This is a genomic window from Mycobacterium lehmannii (assembly GCF_001499925.1).
Classification (GTDB): domain Bacteria; phylum Actinomycetota; class Actinomycetes; order Mycobacteriales; family Mycobacteriaceae; genus Mycobacterium; species Mycobacterium lehmannii.
This window is the reverse complement of sequence record NZ_LQIR01000017.1, coordinates 38680-53078: the sequence shown is the minus strand read 5'-3', so window position 1 is coordinate 53078 and position 14399 is coordinate 38680. Positions and strand designations below refer to the sequence as shown.

At 68.0% G+C, this 14399-nt stretch carries 15 protein-coding genes; 5 read left to right on the top strand and 10 right to left on the bottom strand.

Annotation, left to right across the window (positions count from 1 at the left end):
* Position 1 precedes the first annotated feature (1 nt).
* The 3 genes from AU192_RS11620 to AU192_RS11610 all read right to left on the bottom strand — a co-directional run bounded on the left by AU192_RS11620 (position 2) and on the right by AU192_RS11610 (position 2844).
* Positions 2 to 1192 carry an acyl-CoA dehydrogenase family protein gene (locus AU192_RS11620; RefSeq protein ID WP_064396206.1) on the bottom strand — a complete coding sequence of 397 codons (1191 nt, stop codon included), beginning with the start codon at positions 1190 to 1192 and terminating at the stop codon, positions 2 to 4.
* 1 nt (position 1193) lies between these two features.
* On the bottom strand, positions 1194 to 2288 hold the full coding sequence (locus tag AU192_RS11615) for an acyl-CoA dehydrogenase family protein (RefSeq protein WP_064396204.1): 1095 nt from the start codon (positions 2286 to 2288) through the stop codon (positions 1194 to 1196).
* Between the two features lie 127 nt (positions 2289 to 2415).
* On the bottom strand, positions 2416 to 2844 hold the full coding sequence (locus AU192_RS11610) for a hypothetical protein (protein WP_242656943.1): 429 nt from the start codon (positions 2842 to 2844) through the stop codon (positions 2416 to 2418).
* Positions 2845 to 3052: 208 nt separating this feature from the next.
* On the opposite strand from AU192_RS11610, the gene AU192_RS11605 reads away from it, so the two are divergent.
* Entirely contained in the window at positions 3053 to 3886 is an 834-nt protein-coding gene (locus AU192_RS11605) for a formate/nitrite transporter family protein (RefSeq protein WP_064396199.1), read from the top strand.
* 12 nt (positions 3887 to 3898) lie between these two features.
* Here the strand turns inward: AU192_RS11605 and AU192_RS11600 are convergent, their stop codons facing one another.
* Positions 3899 to 4672, bottom strand: coding sequence for an enoyl-CoA hydratase/isomerase family protein (locus tag AU192_RS11600; protein WP_064396198.1), 774 nt, complete (start codon positions 4670 to 4672; stop codon positions 3899 to 3901).
* 122 nt (positions 4673 to 4794) lie between these two features.
* On the opposite strand from AU192_RS11600, the gene AU192_RS11595 reads away from it, so the two are divergent.
* Entirely contained in the window at positions 4795 to 5202 is a 408-nt protein-coding gene (locus tag AU192_RS11595) for a YciI family protein (protein WP_064396196.1), read from the top strand.
* Positions 5202 to 6362: an RNA polymerase sigma factor gene (locus AU192_RS11590; RefSeq protein WP_064396195.1), complete on the top strand. Its 1161-nt coding sequence runs from the start codon at positions 5202 to 5204 to the stop codon at positions 6360 to 6362. Before AU192_RS11595 ends, AU192_RS11590 begins: the two co-directional genes overlap by 1 nt.
* Here AU192_RS11590 and AU192_RS11585 read toward each other — a convergent pair.
* From AU192_RS11585 to AU192_RS11565, 5 genes are all read right to left on the bottom strand, one after another.
* On the bottom strand, positions 6359 to 7828 hold the full coding sequence (locus tag AU192_RS11585; RefSeq protein WP_064396193.1) for an amidase: 1470 nt from the start codon (positions 7826 to 7828) through the stop codon (positions 6359 to 6361). The two genes, AU192_RS11590 and AU192_RS11585, sit on opposite strands and share 4 nt — an antisense overlap.
* Before the next feature lie 47 nt (positions 7829 to 7875).
* Positions 7876 to 8586, bottom strand: a complete 711-nt coding sequence (locus AU192_RS11580; protein ID WP_064396192.1) for a maleylpyruvate isomerase family mycothiol-dependent enzyme — start codon at positions 8584 to 8586, stop codon at positions 7876 to 7878.
* A gap of 3 nt (positions 8587 to 8589) precedes the next feature.
* On the bottom strand, positions 8590 to 9411 hold the full coding sequence (locus AU192_RS11575) for a fumarylacetoacetate hydrolase family protein (RefSeq protein ID WP_064396190.1): 822 nt from the start codon (positions 9409 to 9411) through the stop codon (positions 8590 to 8592).
* 1 nt (position 9412) lies between these two features.
* Positions 9413 to 10489 (bottom strand): cupin domain-containing protein, encoded by a 1077-nt coding sequence (locus tag AU192_RS11570; RefSeq protein ID WP_064396187.1) that lies wholly within the window; start codon positions 10487 to 10489, stop codon positions 9413 to 9415.
* Positions 10490 to 10564: 75 nt separating this feature from the next.
* Positions 10565 to 11344, bottom strand: a complete 780-nt coding sequence (locus AU192_RS11565; protein WP_064396184.1) for an IclR family transcriptional regulator — start codon at positions 11342 to 11344, stop codon at positions 10565 to 10567.
* A 48-nt stretch (positions 11345 to 11392) separates the two neighbouring features.
* Between AU192_RS11565 and AU192_RS11560 the strand changes: the two genes are divergently transcribed.
* The gene (locus tag AU192_RS11560; RefSeq protein WP_064396182.1) at positions 11393 to 12601 is read left to right on the top strand and encodes an MFS transporter; all 1209 of its coding nucleotides are present in this window, start codon (positions 11393 to 11395) and stop codon (positions 12599 to 12601) included.
* A gap of 9 nt (positions 12602 to 12610) precedes the next feature.
* Positions 12611 to 13816, top strand: coding sequence for an FAD-dependent oxidoreductase (locus AU192_RS11555; protein ID WP_064396180.1), 1206 nt, complete (start codon positions 12611 to 12613; stop codon positions 13814 to 13816).
* Between the two features lie 10 nt (positions 13817 to 13826).
* Here the strand turns inward: AU192_RS11555 and AU192_RS11550 are convergent, their stop codons facing one another.
* Positions 13827 to 14291, bottom strand: coding sequence for a hypothetical protein (locus AU192_RS11550; RefSeq protein WP_064396246.1), 465 nt, complete (start codon positions 14289 to 14291; stop codon positions 13827 to 13829).
* Positions 14292 to 14399 lie beyond the last annotated feature (108 nt).

Here is a 14399-nt window from a genome sequence, read left to right as displayed (position 1 = left end):
ATCAGCTCCTGCGGGCCTGACGGAAGGGGATGTCGCGATCGGCCTCGGGCTCCTTGGGCAGCCCGAGCACGCGCTCGCCGATGATGTTGCGCTGAATCTGGTCGGTCCCGCCGCCGATCGAGGTGAAGAACGCGTTGAGCGTCAGGAAGTTGACGTCGTCGGCCACCGGGTTCTCGGGACCCGCCAACAGTGCCTGCGCGCCGATGATCTGCGTCTTCATCGCCGCCTCGGTGTGCAGGATCTTCGACATCGCGAGCTTGCCCAGCGACATGATCGAACTCGACGTGCCCTGTGTCGTCGCGGCTTTCGCGCGTGCGTTGTTGAGCCGGTTCAGCTCCCGCATCGCCAGCACCTTCGCCAGCGGGTAGCGCACCGCGGGGTCGTCGAGCACGCCGTGCTCGCGGGCGAGTTCGACCAGGCTGTCCGCCTCGCGGTTACGCGAGCCGCGACCACTGTCGCCCATGATGGAGCGTTCGTAGGCCAGCGCGGTTTGCAGCGCCCGCCATCCGTTGCCCTCGCCGCCAAGTAGATAGTTGTCGGAGACGGTCGCATCGTTGATGAACACCTCGTTGAAGTGCGATTCGCCGGTTATCTGCACCAGCGGGCGCACCTCGACGCCCGGCTGCTTCATCGGCATGATGAACAGGCTCAGACCCTTGTGCTTGGGCACATCCCAGTCGGTGCGGGCCAGAAGCAGGGCGTAATCCGCGGTGAGCGCCCCCGACGTCCACACCTTCTGACCGTTGACCACCCACTGGTCACCGTCGCGGACCGCGGTGGTGCGCACGCTGGCCAGGTCGGAACCGGCGCCCGGTTCGCTGTAGAGCAGGCAGGTGCGGGACCGCTCGACCAGGAAGTCGCGCAGCAGGTCCTGTTTGATTCTTTCGGTGCCGAGCTTGAGCGTGGTGTTGGCCGGGATGTTGTACTTGTCCTGCCGCGACCCCGGCGCCTTGATAGCCGAGAACTCCTGGCCGATGACGGCCGCGAGGTCACTCGGATATGCGCGGCCGAACCACTCGGTGGGATAGGTGGGCACGGCGTAACCGGCGTCGAGCACCTTCTCCAGCCAGGCGATCCGCTCGGGTGACGACGCCCACGGGTCGTCGGATTTGGGAAGTGGAGTCCAGTTGTCGCGCAACCACCCCCGGACCTCGGCGCGCAGCTCGTCGGCGGTGGGCAGGGGGCTGGTCATGTCAGGCACCTTTCGAGACGAGGTAGCGCTCGCGATGCAGGCGCGGGCCGCCGAACAACTGCAGGCCGGTGCGCGCCCTGCGCAGGAACAGGTGGGCGGGGTGCTCCCAGGTGAAACCGATGCCTCCGTGCATCTGGATCGCGTTCATGGCGACGGTCTCGTAGGCCTCGGCGCAGGCGAAACCGGCCAATGCGACTGCACCGTCGGAGGTTTCACTTAGCGCGGCCTTCTCGGCGGCGGCGTGCTGGGCGGCCGACGTCGCGTTCTCGACCTCGATGAGGAGGTCGGCGGCCATGTGCTTGAGCGCCTGGAAGCTGCCGATCTGGCGGCCGAACTGGACGCGCGTCTTGAGGTAGTCGACGGTGATGTCGAAGAGTCGGCGGGAGCCGCCCACCTGCTCACCGGCCGACGCGATCACGGCGTAATCCAGGGCCTCCTGTACGGCGTCCCATCCCGCGGTACCGAGCCGCCGCGCGGGTGTAGCCGCGAAGGTGAACGTCGACAGCCGCACGGTTGGGTCGAAAACCGTCACCGCGGTGCGGGTGAAACCGGTGGCGTCAGGGGCCACCTCGAAGATGCCGACGCCGTCGCTGGTGCGCGCGACCACGAGCAGGACATCGGCCGCCTGACCCCAGGTGACGTAGTGCGCGGCGCCGGTGAGGGTGCCGTCGGCGCCGGCTTCGACGTCGACGCCCTCGGCCGTCCAAGTGCCGGACTGCCCGGTGACCGCGACCGTGCCGATCGCCGCGCCGGCGGCGAGTCCGGGCAGGAGTCGGCGCTTGTCCTCGTCAGAGCCTGCGGCCGAGATGAGCGCGACCGTCAACACCGCGCTGGAGATGAACGGTGCGGGCAGAAGTGCGGCGCCCGTCTCCTCGGCGACGGCCTCGAGCTCGAGTGCGCCGAAGCCCAGACCGCCGAGTTCGTCATCGACGAGCATGCCGAGCAAGCCCTGCTCGGCGAGCTGGCGCCACAGGTCGCGGTCGAAGCCGTCGTCAGAGGCCATCACCCCGCGCACGTGGTCCTCGGTGCACCTGTCACCCAGCAGCTCGCGGACCGCCGAACGCAGTTCCGCGCGCTCGGCCACACTGATCGTCATCCCAACCGCCTCTCGTGGCTAGCTGGGTCCATGGTTGGGCCCGAAAGGCCCGGTGTAAATCACGAATCGCGACACCGGCGGGTTTCCCGTTGGGACATGCGAGGGCGGTCGCCACACTCCCGGTCAGCTACTGCATACGAGCCTGGCCCCGACCGTCGATCAGGCTGTCGAGGCCGCGCTGCCACCTGGCGGAGCGGGCGCGGTTGCACACCGCGCGGGTGATCAGGAGAACGGCTGCGGACGTTCCGAGGACCGCGAGCAGGACGAGTGCGCCGGCCGTGACCGCTTCCATCGCGGCATGGGGAGCCGCGCGCTTGGAGTCGAACAGCGCGGTTCCGACGGCGCCGGCGATCGGCACGGCGAGAACGGACAGGGCGACGACCAAGGTCATGATCAGCGCCTCGATCCGATCCACGGAGCGGACCAGCGGATTGTCGCCCCTCAACCGCGCCAGCGTCGACCACCGGGGCATGCGGAGGGTGAAGGTGGCCCACTCTTGGTCGTCACCCAACCGGACAGCCGGCCGGGGGTGATCGTCGCCATGCGGGCTGCGCACCGTCACCTCCTCTCACTATGGGGGGCTGCGTCCTACCCCCATCGTGCACCCCATCTGACCTGCGAGCTTTGCCGAGAAACGACAATACTGGCGTGCTCCGTTGTGGCCGGCCGACAACGATGCGCCGAGGCCCGGGTAATCCGCGGAGGCTTCGGGGCGGCGGGGGACGGGTACCCCTGACCGTCATCGAATCGGGAAGGACCCGCACATGGGTGAGAGTGAGACGCAGCGACGGCAGGTGGGCGATTCGGACAGTCCGATCGAGGACGAGTTGGAGGGCGCCTTTCAGCGGATGGTCGACGAGGGCACCCAGCGCCTGCACCGGGCATGGCGCGAAGTGCTGGTCACCGGCTTCTTCGGCGGCACCGAGGTTGCGGTCGGCGTCCTCGCATACCTGTCGGTGTTGGCCGCCACCCGCAACCACCTGCTCGCCGGCATCGCGTTCTCGATCGGATTCCTCGCCCTGCTGCTCGGCCGCAGCGAGCTGTTCACCGAGGGGTTCCTGGTGCCCGTTACCACGGTCGTGGCCAAACGCGCCAGCGTCGGGCAGCTGCTGAAATTGTGGATCGGAACGCTGATCGCCAATCTCGTTGGCGGCTGGGCGATCATGTGGCTGATCATGACGGGCTTCCCGAAACTTCATGCGCAGACGATCGAGTCGGGCACCCACTTCGCCACCGCCCCGATCTCAGCGGAGACGGTCGCACTGTCACTGCTGGGCGGCATGGTCATCACGCTGATGACGCGCATGCAGCACGGCACCGAGTCGACGTTCGGCAAGATCGCCGCGGCGGTCGCGGGCGGCTTCCTGTTGGCCGGGCTGCAGATGTTCCATTCGATCCTGGACTCGTTGCTGATCTTCGGTGCGCTCATCGCCGGCGCCCCGTTCGGCTACGGCGACTGGGCGACGTGGTTCGCCTACACGGTCGTCGGCAACGTGGTGGGCGGTCTGCTGCTCGTGACGCTGCTTCGTCTGCTGCGCAGCAAGGATCGTCTGCAGGATGAGCGACAGGAGGCGGAGTCAGAACCCACGACGGCGTGACCGGAAAGCCCGTCAGCGACCGCGCCAACGCGGTGGGCGCTTCTCCCGCCACGCCTTGATGCCCTCGTGCACATCCTCGGTTGCCGCGGCCACCTTGCGCATCGTCTCGCCGAACCGGACCGACTCGATCCAGCCCATGTTGGCCGTGCGCCAGGCCACCTCCTTGGTGGCGCGCTGCGCCAGCGGCGCCGCCTCGGTGAGCGTGCGCGCCCACGACCGCGCCTCGGCCCGCAGGTCGCCGGGTTCGACCAGTCGCCACACCAGGCCGGTCTCCTTGGCACGCTCGGCGTCGATCGGCTTACCGGTCAACAACAACTCCATGGCGTCGGCCCACCGGACGCGTTCGGGCAGCCGGATCGCGCCGACGATCGTCGGCACCCCGAGGGACACCTCAGGGAACGCGAAAGTCGCTGTGGTGGAGGCGATCACGAAGTCACAGAACAGGACGCCGGTCAGACCGTAGCCGATGCACGGGCCGTTGACCGCCGCGATCGTCGGCTTGAACAGTTCCATGCCGCTCTCGAACGAGTTGATCGTCGGCTTCTCCCAGAACGTGCCCCCGAAGGTGCCGACCGAACCCTCGCCGTCCTTGAGGTCACCGCCGGCACAGAACACGTCGCCGTTCGCGGTGAGGATCCCGACCCACGCGTCCTCGTCGTCGCGGAACCGCTCCCAGGCCGCGTTCAGGTCGCGCCGCATCTCGCCGTTGATCGCGTTGCGCGCTTCGGGACGGTTGAAGGTGATGGTGGCGATGTGATCGTCCAACTCGTAGGTCACGAGGCTCATGGCTGCACGATAGCCAGGTGACGTAGTGCGGATGGATGACGATGTCGAGAAATGCCCGACGGATCCGTCCCACAGGTGAGCGACCAACTAGGGTCGCGACCCGAAGAACGGAGGACGAAGTCATGGCCAAGTATCTGCTGCTCAAGCACTACCGGGGCGCGCCGGCCAGCGTCAACGACCTGCCTATGGACCGGTGGACGCCCGAGGAGATCGAGGCGCACATTCGGTATATGAACGACTTCGCGGCACGCCTGGAGGACACCGGCGAGTTCGTCACCCATGCGGCCCTGGCCCCGGAGGGGGCATGGGTGCGCTCCGACGGTGAGGGCAAACCGCCCGTGGTCGACGGCCCGTTCGCCGAAACCAAGGATCTGGTCGCCGGATGGATGGTCATCGACGTCGACTCCTACGAACGCGCCGTCGAACTGGCCGGAGAACTGTCGGCGGCGCCGGGCGCGGGCGGTCGCCCGATCCACGAATGGCTGGAGGTCCGGCCTTTTCTGACCGCACCGCCGACGGTCACCGAGTGATGCCCGACGCGGTGGACGAGGCCCAGCTGCGGGACCTGATCCCCGCGGTGCTGGCAACACTCGTCCGCCGTGGGGCGGATTTCGCGACCGCCGAGGACGCCGTTCAGGAGGCGCTTCTGCGCGCGCTCGACACCTGGCCGGGCCGGCGCCCGGACGACCCGAAGGGGTGGCTGATCACCACCGCTTGGCGCCGGTTCGTCGACCTCACCCGATCCGACGTCGCCAGGCACCGCCGCGAGCGGCAGGTCGCCGGCGAACCGGCGCCGGGTCCGGCCGCGCCGGTCGACGACACGCTGCAGCTGTATTTCCTGTGCGCGCATCCCAGCCTCACCACCGCGTCGGCCGTCGCGCTGACTCTGAGGGCTGTGGGTGGCCTCACGACCCGCCAGATCGCCAGGGCCTACCTCGTGCCGGAATCGACCATGGCACAACGGATCAGCAGGGCCAAACGCGCCGTCAGCGACGTCCGCCTCGACCGCCCCGGCGACCTCCACACCGTTCTGCGCGTGCTGTACCTGGTGTTCAACGAGGGCTACACCGGTGAAGTCGACCTCGCCGCCGAGTCGATCCGCCTCGCCCGCCAACTCGCTTCCGCCACCGACGATCCCGAGGTCGCGGGCCTGCTCGCGCTGTTCCTGCTGCACCATGCGCGGCGCCCGGCCCGCACGCGCGCCGACGGCGGCCTCGTGCCGCTCGCCGAACAGGACCGGCGGCTGTGGCGGCGCGACCTGATCACCGAGGGCGTGGGCCTGCTGCAGGCCGCGTTGGTCAGGGACCGCCTGGGGGAGTACCAGGCGCAGGCCGCGATCGCCGCACTGCACGCCGACGCGCAGACCGCCGAGGAAACCGACTGGGTGCAGATCGTCGAGTGGTACGACGAGTTGGTAGGCCTCACGGACAGCCCGGTGGTGCGACTCAATCGTGCCGTCGCGGTCGGCGAGGCCGGCGGAGCACAAGCGGGGCTTGCGGCGCTGTCCGAGCTCGATCCGGCGCTTCCGCGCTACACCGCCTCGGCCGCATACCTCCACGAGCGGGCCGGGGAATTTGCCACGGCTGCAGAGCTTTACGCGGAGGCCGCGGCAAAAGCACAGAATCTCGCGGAGCGCAACCACCTCATCATGCAAGCGGCGAAGCTGCGCCAACCGCGCTCGGGCCGCTAGATCGGGGCCGCACGATCGGACCAGGGCATCGCCTGCTCCAGCTGGGCGGCCAACCGGATCAGCAGCGACTCACCCGCCAGCGGTGCGACGAACTGGACCCCCAGCGGCAGCCCGTTCGCCGTCCAGTGCAGCGGTAGCGAAATCGCCGGGCGCCCCGTCAGATTCGCGAGCTGGGTGTAGGGCACCCAGCCGAGATTCTTGTCCACCATGTCATCGACGATCTTGGTGAAGCGCAACACCTTTGCCGTGCGCGTCCTGATCAGCACGTCGGCGGCGCGCTGCAGCACGACCGGCAGGTCGAACTCGCCGATGGTCGGCGGCGGGGTCGCCAGCCCGGGCGTCAACAACAGGTCGTACGACTCGAAGAACGTGGTGAGCCTGCGCGTGTGTTCGTGACGCCGCTGCACGGCGTCCACGTAGTCGACGCCGCTCGTGGTCCTGCCGAGCGCGGCGAGGATGAGGGTGTCGCGTTCGAACGAATCGTCGCCGGCACCCGAAATGCGTTTGGCCTCATCGAGTTCCCACGCCGTGTAGACGAACCACGTGAGCAGGAAGTCGCGCGCCAAGGCTGCGTCGTCGAAGGGGGCGCTCGGAAGTTCCTCGACGTGATGGCCGAGCTCGGTCAGCGCCCGTATGGTCGCCTCGACGGCGGCGGCGGCTTCCGGATGCGGGGACGGGTTGATTGCCGACGGGACCCGCACGCCGATACGAAGGGTGCCGGGATCAGCTCCCACACAGGACGCGAATGTCGAGGACGGAACACCGGGCACGTACGGGCCCCACGGTTCGCCCCCCCGAATGACGTCGAGCATCGCCGCCGTGTCCCGCACGGTCCGCGACACCACGCCCTGTACGGCCGCGCCGTGCATGGACTCACCCGTCGCGGGTCCCGACGGCGTCAGCCCGCGGCCCGGTTTGAGGCCGACCAGTCCACAGCACGCCGCGGGTATCCGAATGGAACCGCCGCCGTCGTTCGCCCCGGCGCACGGCACGATCCCTGCCGCGACCGCGGCAGCCGAGCCGCCCGACGAGCCGCCCGGTGTCCGGGTCAGGTCCCACGGATTGCGCGCAGGGCCCCACGCGTCCGGTTCGGTGATCCCCTTCGCCCCGAACTCGGGGGTGTTGGTCTTACCGAAGATGACCAATCCGGCGTCCTGCCACCGCCGCACGATCTCTGAGTGCTCGGCCACCGGTTTCGACATCAGGGCGCGCGATCCCCGCGACGTCGGCAGCCCGGCGTAGTCCTGGGCGAGGTCCTTGATCAGGAACGGAACTCCCGAGAACGGGCCTGACGACGCATCCGCAGGCGAGGCCGGGACGTCACGCACGATCGCGTTGATCCGCGGGTTCACCGCGGCCGCACGGTTCCTGGCCAGGTCCAGCAACTCCGCGGCGGTCACCTCTTTGTCGGCGACGAGCCTGGCCAACCCGGTGGCGTCGTGACGGCGGTATTCCTCGAAGTTCACGGTCTGACCGTATGTCGCACGGCGCCGATACGGTGAACCACCCCGTGTCAGAGCCAGGGCGGGGGGTCGGGTGCGTCACCGTCGAGTCCGACCGCGCCACGTCCGGCCGCCCACCGGACCACCGACGCCAGCGGGCCGCTGATCGTGTGCCGAGGCAGACCATCGCCGATGACGACGGGCACACTGCCGGTCACCTCGAGCACCAGACCGCCGCCGAGATTCTTCTTCCGCCACATCGCCACGATGTCGGACAACAACGATTCCAGCACGACATCGGGCAGGTCGCCGAAACGCCCACCGTTGTCCATGTCGACGGCGTGGATCCAGACCTCGCGCGTGCGCATCCAGGCGGTTTCGGACACCGGGACGGTGCGGCCCTGTGCGGTTCGGACCTGGGCCAACCACGCGGCGGACGGCAGCGTCCGCCATTGCTTGTCGAGCCGGGCGACGGTGTGATCGAACAGGTTTCGCAGTGCCGCGGCGCTGAGTGTGGCGCCTTCCTTGATTTCCCGGCTGCGCTGCTCGCTGGATTCGTACATCGGAGTCTCGATGCCCGTGACCGCCCAATCCAGCAGACGACACAGTGCGGCGGCGTTGTAGCCGACGTGTGCCACCAGGTGACGGCGGGTCCAGCCGTCCAACAGGGTGTCGCCGTCGAGCGCTGCGTCGCTCAGATCAGCGAGATGCCGAGCGAAGTACGATGTCCCACGCCGCGCGATCAGCAGTCGATCCGGCAACGCGAGGTCGTGAAAGCTCATGTGTCACTTCACGATCGTCTTGTTCTTGACCGAACCGATGCCCTCGATGTTGATCTCGACGGTTTGCCCGTCGCCGACGTAGCGGGCCGGCTTGCGTGCGTGCCCGACACCGCCGGTGGTTCCGGTGATCACGACGTCACCGGGCTGCAGGGTGACGATGTGGCTGATGTAGTCGACGAGTGCCTCGGGTGTGAACACCAGGTCGTCGGTGCTGGCGTGCTGCACGACTTCGCCGTCGAGGCGGGCCTCGATGGTGGTGCCGAGCGTGTAGTCGGTCACCAGGTGCGGTCCGAATCCACTGGTCTTCTCGAAGTTCTTGCCTTGGTCCCACTGCAGTGTGCGGTACTGGAAGTCGCGCATGGTGTAGTCGTTGATCACCGAGTAACCGGCGATGTAGTCGGCTGCCTGCGCTTCGGGCACCTGGTAGGCCGGCTTGCCGATGACGAATGCGAGCTCGGCTTCCCAATCCAACTGTCTTGCGGCATATTCGGGAACGATCACGTCGTCGTAGGGTCCGGTGAGCGCGTCGGCGAACTTTGCGAACAGCGTCGGATGCTGCGGCAGTTCGCGGCCCATCTCCTTGATGTGAGTGGCGTAGTTCAGTCCGACACAGACGATTTTGCCGGGCCGCGGAACCACCGGTGCATAGTCGGCGCCCGCCAGGTCGACCTCGTCACCGGCTGCGCGCTCGGCGATGAGCCGCCAGTCGGTGTCGGCGAGTAGTGCGGAAAGGTCGGTGTAGCCGGGGATCACGGTGGCGGTGTCGACGCTGTCGACGCGGACGGCGGCGGTGCCGCCGGCCATGCGCAGGGTGGCGAGTCTCATGTCAGGCTCCTTGGTGAGTGAGGGTGCGGTTGAATCCGAGCCGCTCCATGATCGGAGCGTCGGAGAAGCTGAACAGGTCGAGTTGGGTCTCGGCGCACACCGACCAGTCGACCCATGAGGGCACGACGATCAGATCGCCCTTGGCGACGGGGTGAACGGAGTCGCCGAGCCGGAACTTCCCTTCCCCGTCGAACACCTGGTACACCGTCGACCTGACCTCACGTCGCGTCCGGGTCAGCGCGTCGGCACGTAGTCGGTGGAACTCGGCGCGGATCGTGGGCAGCACATCGCCGCCGGTGGTGGGGTTCGTGTAGCGCACCGCGGCGTGGCCGGGTTCGACTGTGGCGGCGAAACCTTCGTCTTCGAGCGCCAGCTGCTCGCACAACGCGGCGTCGGTGTGCTCCCACCGATACGCGGCGATTGGCGAGCTGGTCCGCGCGTCGAGCCCGACCAGCGGTCGCAGCCCCGGGTGGGCCCACAGCCGTTCGGAACGGGAGATATCGGGGGTGGATTCGTCGGTGACCCCGTCGGCGCCGAATTCGAAGAACCCGGTGTCGGTGTAGTGCACGAATGGGATGTCCAAGCCGTCGATCCACGCCATCGGCTCGTCGGTTTCGTTGTGGTGGCCGTGGAACGCCCAGCCCGGGGTGAGCAGGAAGTCACCGCGCCGCATCGCCACGGGGTCGCCGTTGACGACGGTCCACACGCCTTCGCCCTCGATCACGAACCGGAATGCATTCTGGCTGTGCCTGTGCTCGGGAGCGGTTTCTCTCGCGCCGAGATACTGGATCGCCGCCCACAGCGTCGGGGTCGCGTAGGGCACGCCGCCCAGGCCGGGGTTGGCCAGTGCGATGGCGCGCCGCTCGCCGCCGCGGCCCACCGGGATCAGCTGACCGGCGCGCTGGGCCAGGGGATACAGCGTCGACCATCTCCAGACGAACGGAACGGCGCGCGAGGTGGGCGCAACCGGCATCAGCGAGTCCAGTTGGGTCCACAGCGGGTTGAGGTTGGCTCGATCGAATTCCGTGTACAGCCGGGCCAACTCATCGACTTCACGGAGGGGTGTGATGGTGGTCATGCTGCGACGCTAAGGCGGTCCACGACACAACCGACACCTAATTCTGTTGTGCAGAATCCCGGGCCGGCTTGCGCGTCAGGCGTCGACCCCGTCGAAACGGTCGCCGAGGTCCACTTCGATCTCATGAACGGCTCGGCGCAACTGCTTCACCAGGCCTCCGTGGGTGTGCCGCTTGTAGCGGATGATGGGCACCGCGACGCTGATCGCGCCGATGGCCCGGCCCGACCGGTTGTGCACCGCGGCGCCGAAGGCGGCGACGCCCTCTTCGGTCTGCTCGACGTTGAGTGCGAAGCCCGCCGCGCGGATACCTGCCAGCTCGGTCGCGAACTTCGCGAGTTCGTCGGGCGCGAGGCCGGTGTAGAGGCGGGCGATGAGCGCATCGTCGAGTTCGGCGAGCAGCGCCCGTCCACCCGCCGTGCGTTCGGCCGGCAGCACCTGGCCCTTGCGGTCGCCGACACGCAGCATCGCCGTGGATTCCGCCGACGTCAGGAACCGGACCTGCGTGCCAACCCGGATCACCAGGTTGACCGTCTCGCCGCAGACCAGCGACAGCGTCTCCAGGTGCGGCGTGCAGACATCGGTGAACTCGCGGGTCCAGCCGCGCTGCGCAGGCCCGGCGCCCATGGCCGGCCCCGGGTGGTACAACCGACGTTCGTCCTGAACCGCGAAGCCGCGGTAGACCAGCATCGCCAGCAGTCGATGGGCGGTTGACGGCGCGATCGCCAATTCCTGTGCGGCCTCCTTCAGCCGGATCGCCCCCACGTCGCGCAACATCTGCACTAGGCGCAGAGCGTTGTCCACCGACTCGAGTAGGTAGCTCGGCGGTTCGAGCGCCGGACGCGGCTTTTTCTGCACAGAAGAACTATATTGCTGGGCGGCTGTGGCCGCCATCACTGTTGACGCATGGCTGTTATCGGCACCGCACCGACACCGGTGGTTCGGCTGAACCGCACCTCGGTCATCGCAGTCGCGGTGTGCTGGCTGTTCGTCGTGTTCGACGGCTACGACCTGATCGTCTACGGCAACGTGATCCCCAGCCTGCAGGCCGACTGGGGTATCAGCGCCGCGGCGGCGGGCACGCTCGGCAGCTTGGCGTTCCTCGGCATGATGATCGGCGCTGTGCTGGCCGGTCGGGTCTCCGACGCAATCGGCCACAAGCGCGCCGTAATCGGTTGCGCGGTGGTGCTTTCAGTCTTCACCGCGCTGTGCGCGCTGGCTCCCGGGCCGGTGACCTTCGGGGTCCTGCGCCTGATCGCGGGCCTCGGCCTCGGAGGTCTGGTCCCCACGGCCAACGCCCTCGCAGCCGACCTGACGGCGCCGAAATGGCGCGCCGCGATCGCCACGATGATGATGTCGGGCGTTCCGATCGGCGGGTCGGTCGCCGCGGTGGTCGGGATACCCGTGATTCCCAACTGGGGCTGGGAGCCGATGTTCGCCTTCGCGCTGCTGCCCCTTGTCGTGCTGGTGCCGGTCGCGGCCAAGACGCTGCCCGACCGCCCGCTCGGGCATCCGGCACACAACCGAGGGCAGGGTTTCGGCGCGGTGCTCGGCCCACAGTTCCGCACGATCAGCGTGCTGTTCGCCTTGGCCACCGTCGCCACACTGTTGGCGTGGTACGGGTTGGGCACCTGGCTGCCGAAGCTGATGGCCAGCGGAGGCACGCAACTGGGCGGCGCGCTGACGTTCGCGCTCGCCCTTAATCTCGGCGCGGTCGCGGGATCGTTCATCACCGCCTGGGGCGGTGTGCGGTTCGGCACGATGCCCACGAGTATCGCGGCGGCCCTCTTGGCGGGTGTGGCGTTGCTGGGGCTTCTCGCCGGGCCGCCCCTGCCCGCGATGTATGCGATCTTCGTGCTGGCCGGGGTCGGAACTCACGGCACACAGTGCCTGATCATCGCCGCCGTCGCCTCCCACTACCCGGATCAACTACGCGGCACCGCGCTCGGTTGGACGTTGGGCGTCGGTCGGGTCGGCGCCGTCGCCGCGCCGCAGCTCGGGGGTTGGCTGCTGGCCGCCGGGCTGGGTGCGGGTTCGAACTTCATCCTGTTCGGCGCGAGCGCGCTGGTCGCGGCGCTGCTGTTGATCGCCACTCGAAACCACACGAGGAGTTGAGGAGAACCCATGTCCAAGCTCGACGGAACCCATGTCGTCATCGCCGGCGGTGGAATCGGCGGTGCCGCAACCGCGCTCGCGCTCGCGCGGCAAGGCGCGCAGGTCACGCTGTTCGAGCGGGCCCGCGAATTCGGCGAGGTGGGCGCCGGCCTGCAGGTCGGGCCGCACGGTGCGAGGATCCTGGCATCGTGGGGTCTTCTCGACGAGGTGCTGGCCGACGGTGTGTTGCCGCGCAACATCGTGTTCCGCGATGCGGTCACCGCCGAGGAGCTCACGCGGCTCGAGCTCGGCGACGAATTCCGGGCCCGGTATGGCGGCCCGTATTTCGTCACCCATCGAAGCGATCTGCACGCCAGCCTGATTCGCGCGGCGACGGCCGCCGGTGCCGACCTGCACACCGGGATCACAGTGACCGACGTGGTGACCGAGGTCGACCGGGCGTACGTCATGACCGACGACGGTCGCACGCATGAGGCCGATGTCGCGCTGGCGCTCGACGGCATCAAGTCCCGGCTGCGCCGCAAGATCGTCGACGACGAGCCGGTGTCGTCCGGATACGCGGCATACCGGGGCGCGATCCCGTACGAGGATGCCGGACTCGACGAGGACATCGAGGACGTCATCGGATACATCGGACCGGACTGCCACTTCATCCAATACCCACTTCGTCGAGGCACGATGCTCAACCAAGTGGCCGTCTTCAAGTCGCCGGGCTTTTTCAAAGGCGTCGAGAACTGGGGTGGCCCAGTCGAACTCGTCCCCGCCTATGCGCACTGCCACGAGAAGGTGCGCAGCCGACTCGAATACATGTGGACCGACCGGTGGTGGCCGATGTACGACCGCGATCCGATCGAGAACTGGGTAAACGGCCGGATGATGTTGCTCGGCGATGCCGCGCATCCACCGCTGCAGTACCTCGCGTCTGGTGCGGTGATGGCGATCGAGGACGCCAAGTGCATCGCGGACTTCGCCGCCGCCGACTTCGCATCGGGCGGGGGAAATGCGGCTTGGCCACAGATCCTCAAAAGCGTCAACACCGAACGGGTACCGCGCTGCAACAGGATCGTCGAGACGTGCCGGATGTGGGGTGAGCTGTGGCATCTCGACGGGGTCGGCCGCATCGTCCGCAACGAGTTGTTTCGGACCCGCGACGCATCGGATCACAAGTACACCGACTGGTTGTGGGGGTACGCGTCTCCGCAGCGGAGCGGCTGAGCCCGACGGGTCAGTGCACGGCCGAGCGCGGCCTGGCGCAACCGACGGAGACGGGCGCCAGGTTGGGGACTTTCGGTTGCTGCTTGCGCTCCTCGCGCGCGATCCGCCTGAGCAGCGCTCGCTCGTCGCGCTTCGTCAGCGCGCGCCTGCGGTGAACCAGGAGGTCGAGTTGCTGCCAGCTGAGCCCGTCGAGCTCGCCGTCCTCGTCATGGGTGGCCACGACGACGCCCCCCCGCAGCAGGGGAACGGTCTTTGCGGTGAACGTGCTGGTCGCCAGCAGCAGCTCGGTCGCTTTCCGGTTGGGGCGCCGCTGGCAGCGCTGCGTCGAAGGGCTGAACCAGAAGTCGAACTGCCGGTCGGCGCTGGTCAGGGATTGCAGCCCCTGATCCTCTACGAGCTGGTCGATATCCGCGGTGGTGTACGCGCGGGTCTCATAAACGGTGCCGCTGGTGCTGAAGTACAGGACGGTGTTCATGGTGGATTCCCATTCGTCTCTTTCTTCGGTGTGATCGCCGGCCATGTGACCGGTCTGTTATCAAAGTTACCCGAGTGACGAAAGTGACAAACCTCGGTAACAATCAAA

Coding starts and splice junctions, on each gene's coding strand:
- AU192_RS11620 (WP_064396206.1), bottom strand. CDS start 1,192: ATGACCAGCCCCCTGCCCACCGCCGACGAGCTGCGCGCCGAGGTCCGG.
- AU192_RS11615 (WP_064396204.1), bottom strand. CDS start 2,288: ATGACGATCAGTGTGGCCGAGCGCGCGGAACTGCGTTCGGCGGTCCGC.
- AU192_RS11605 (WP_064396199.1), top strand. CDS start 3,053: ATGGGTGAGAGTGAGACGCAGCGACGGCAGGTGGGCGATTCGGACAGT.
- AU192_RS11600 (WP_064396198.1), bottom strand. CDS start 4,672: ATGAGCCTCGTGACCTACGAGTTGGACGATCACATCGCCACCATCACC.
- AU192_RS11595 (WP_064396196.1), top strand. CDS start 4,795: ATGGCCAAGTATCTGCTGCTCAAGCACTACCGGGGCGCGCCGGCCAGC.
- AU192_RS11590 (WP_064396195.1), top strand. CDS start 5,202: ATGCCCGACGCGGTGGACGAGGCCCAGCTGCGGGACCTGATCCCCGCG.
- AU192_RS11580 (WP_064396192.1), bottom strand. CDS start 8,586: ATGAGCTTTCACGACCTCGCGTTGCCGGATCGACTGCTGATCGCGCGG.
- AU192_RS11575 (WP_064396190.1), bottom strand. CDS start 9,411: ATGAGACTCGCCACCCTGCGCATGGCCGGCGGCACCGCCGCCGTCCGC.
- AU192_RS11570 (WP_064396187.1), bottom strand. CDS start 10,489: ATGACCACCATCACACCCCTCCGTGAAGTCGATGAGTTGGCCCGGCTG.
- AU192_RS11560 (WP_064396182.1), top strand. CDS start 11,393: ATGGCTGTTATCGGCACCGCACCGACACCGGTGGTTCGGCTGAACCGC.
- AU192_RS11555 (WP_064396180.1), top strand. CDS start 12,611: ATGTCCAAGCTCGACGGAACCCATGTCGTCATCGCCGGCGGTGGAATC.
- AU192_RS11550 (WP_064396246.1), bottom strand. CDS start 14,291: ATGAACACCGTCCTGTACTTCAGCACCAGCGGCACCGTTTATGAGACC.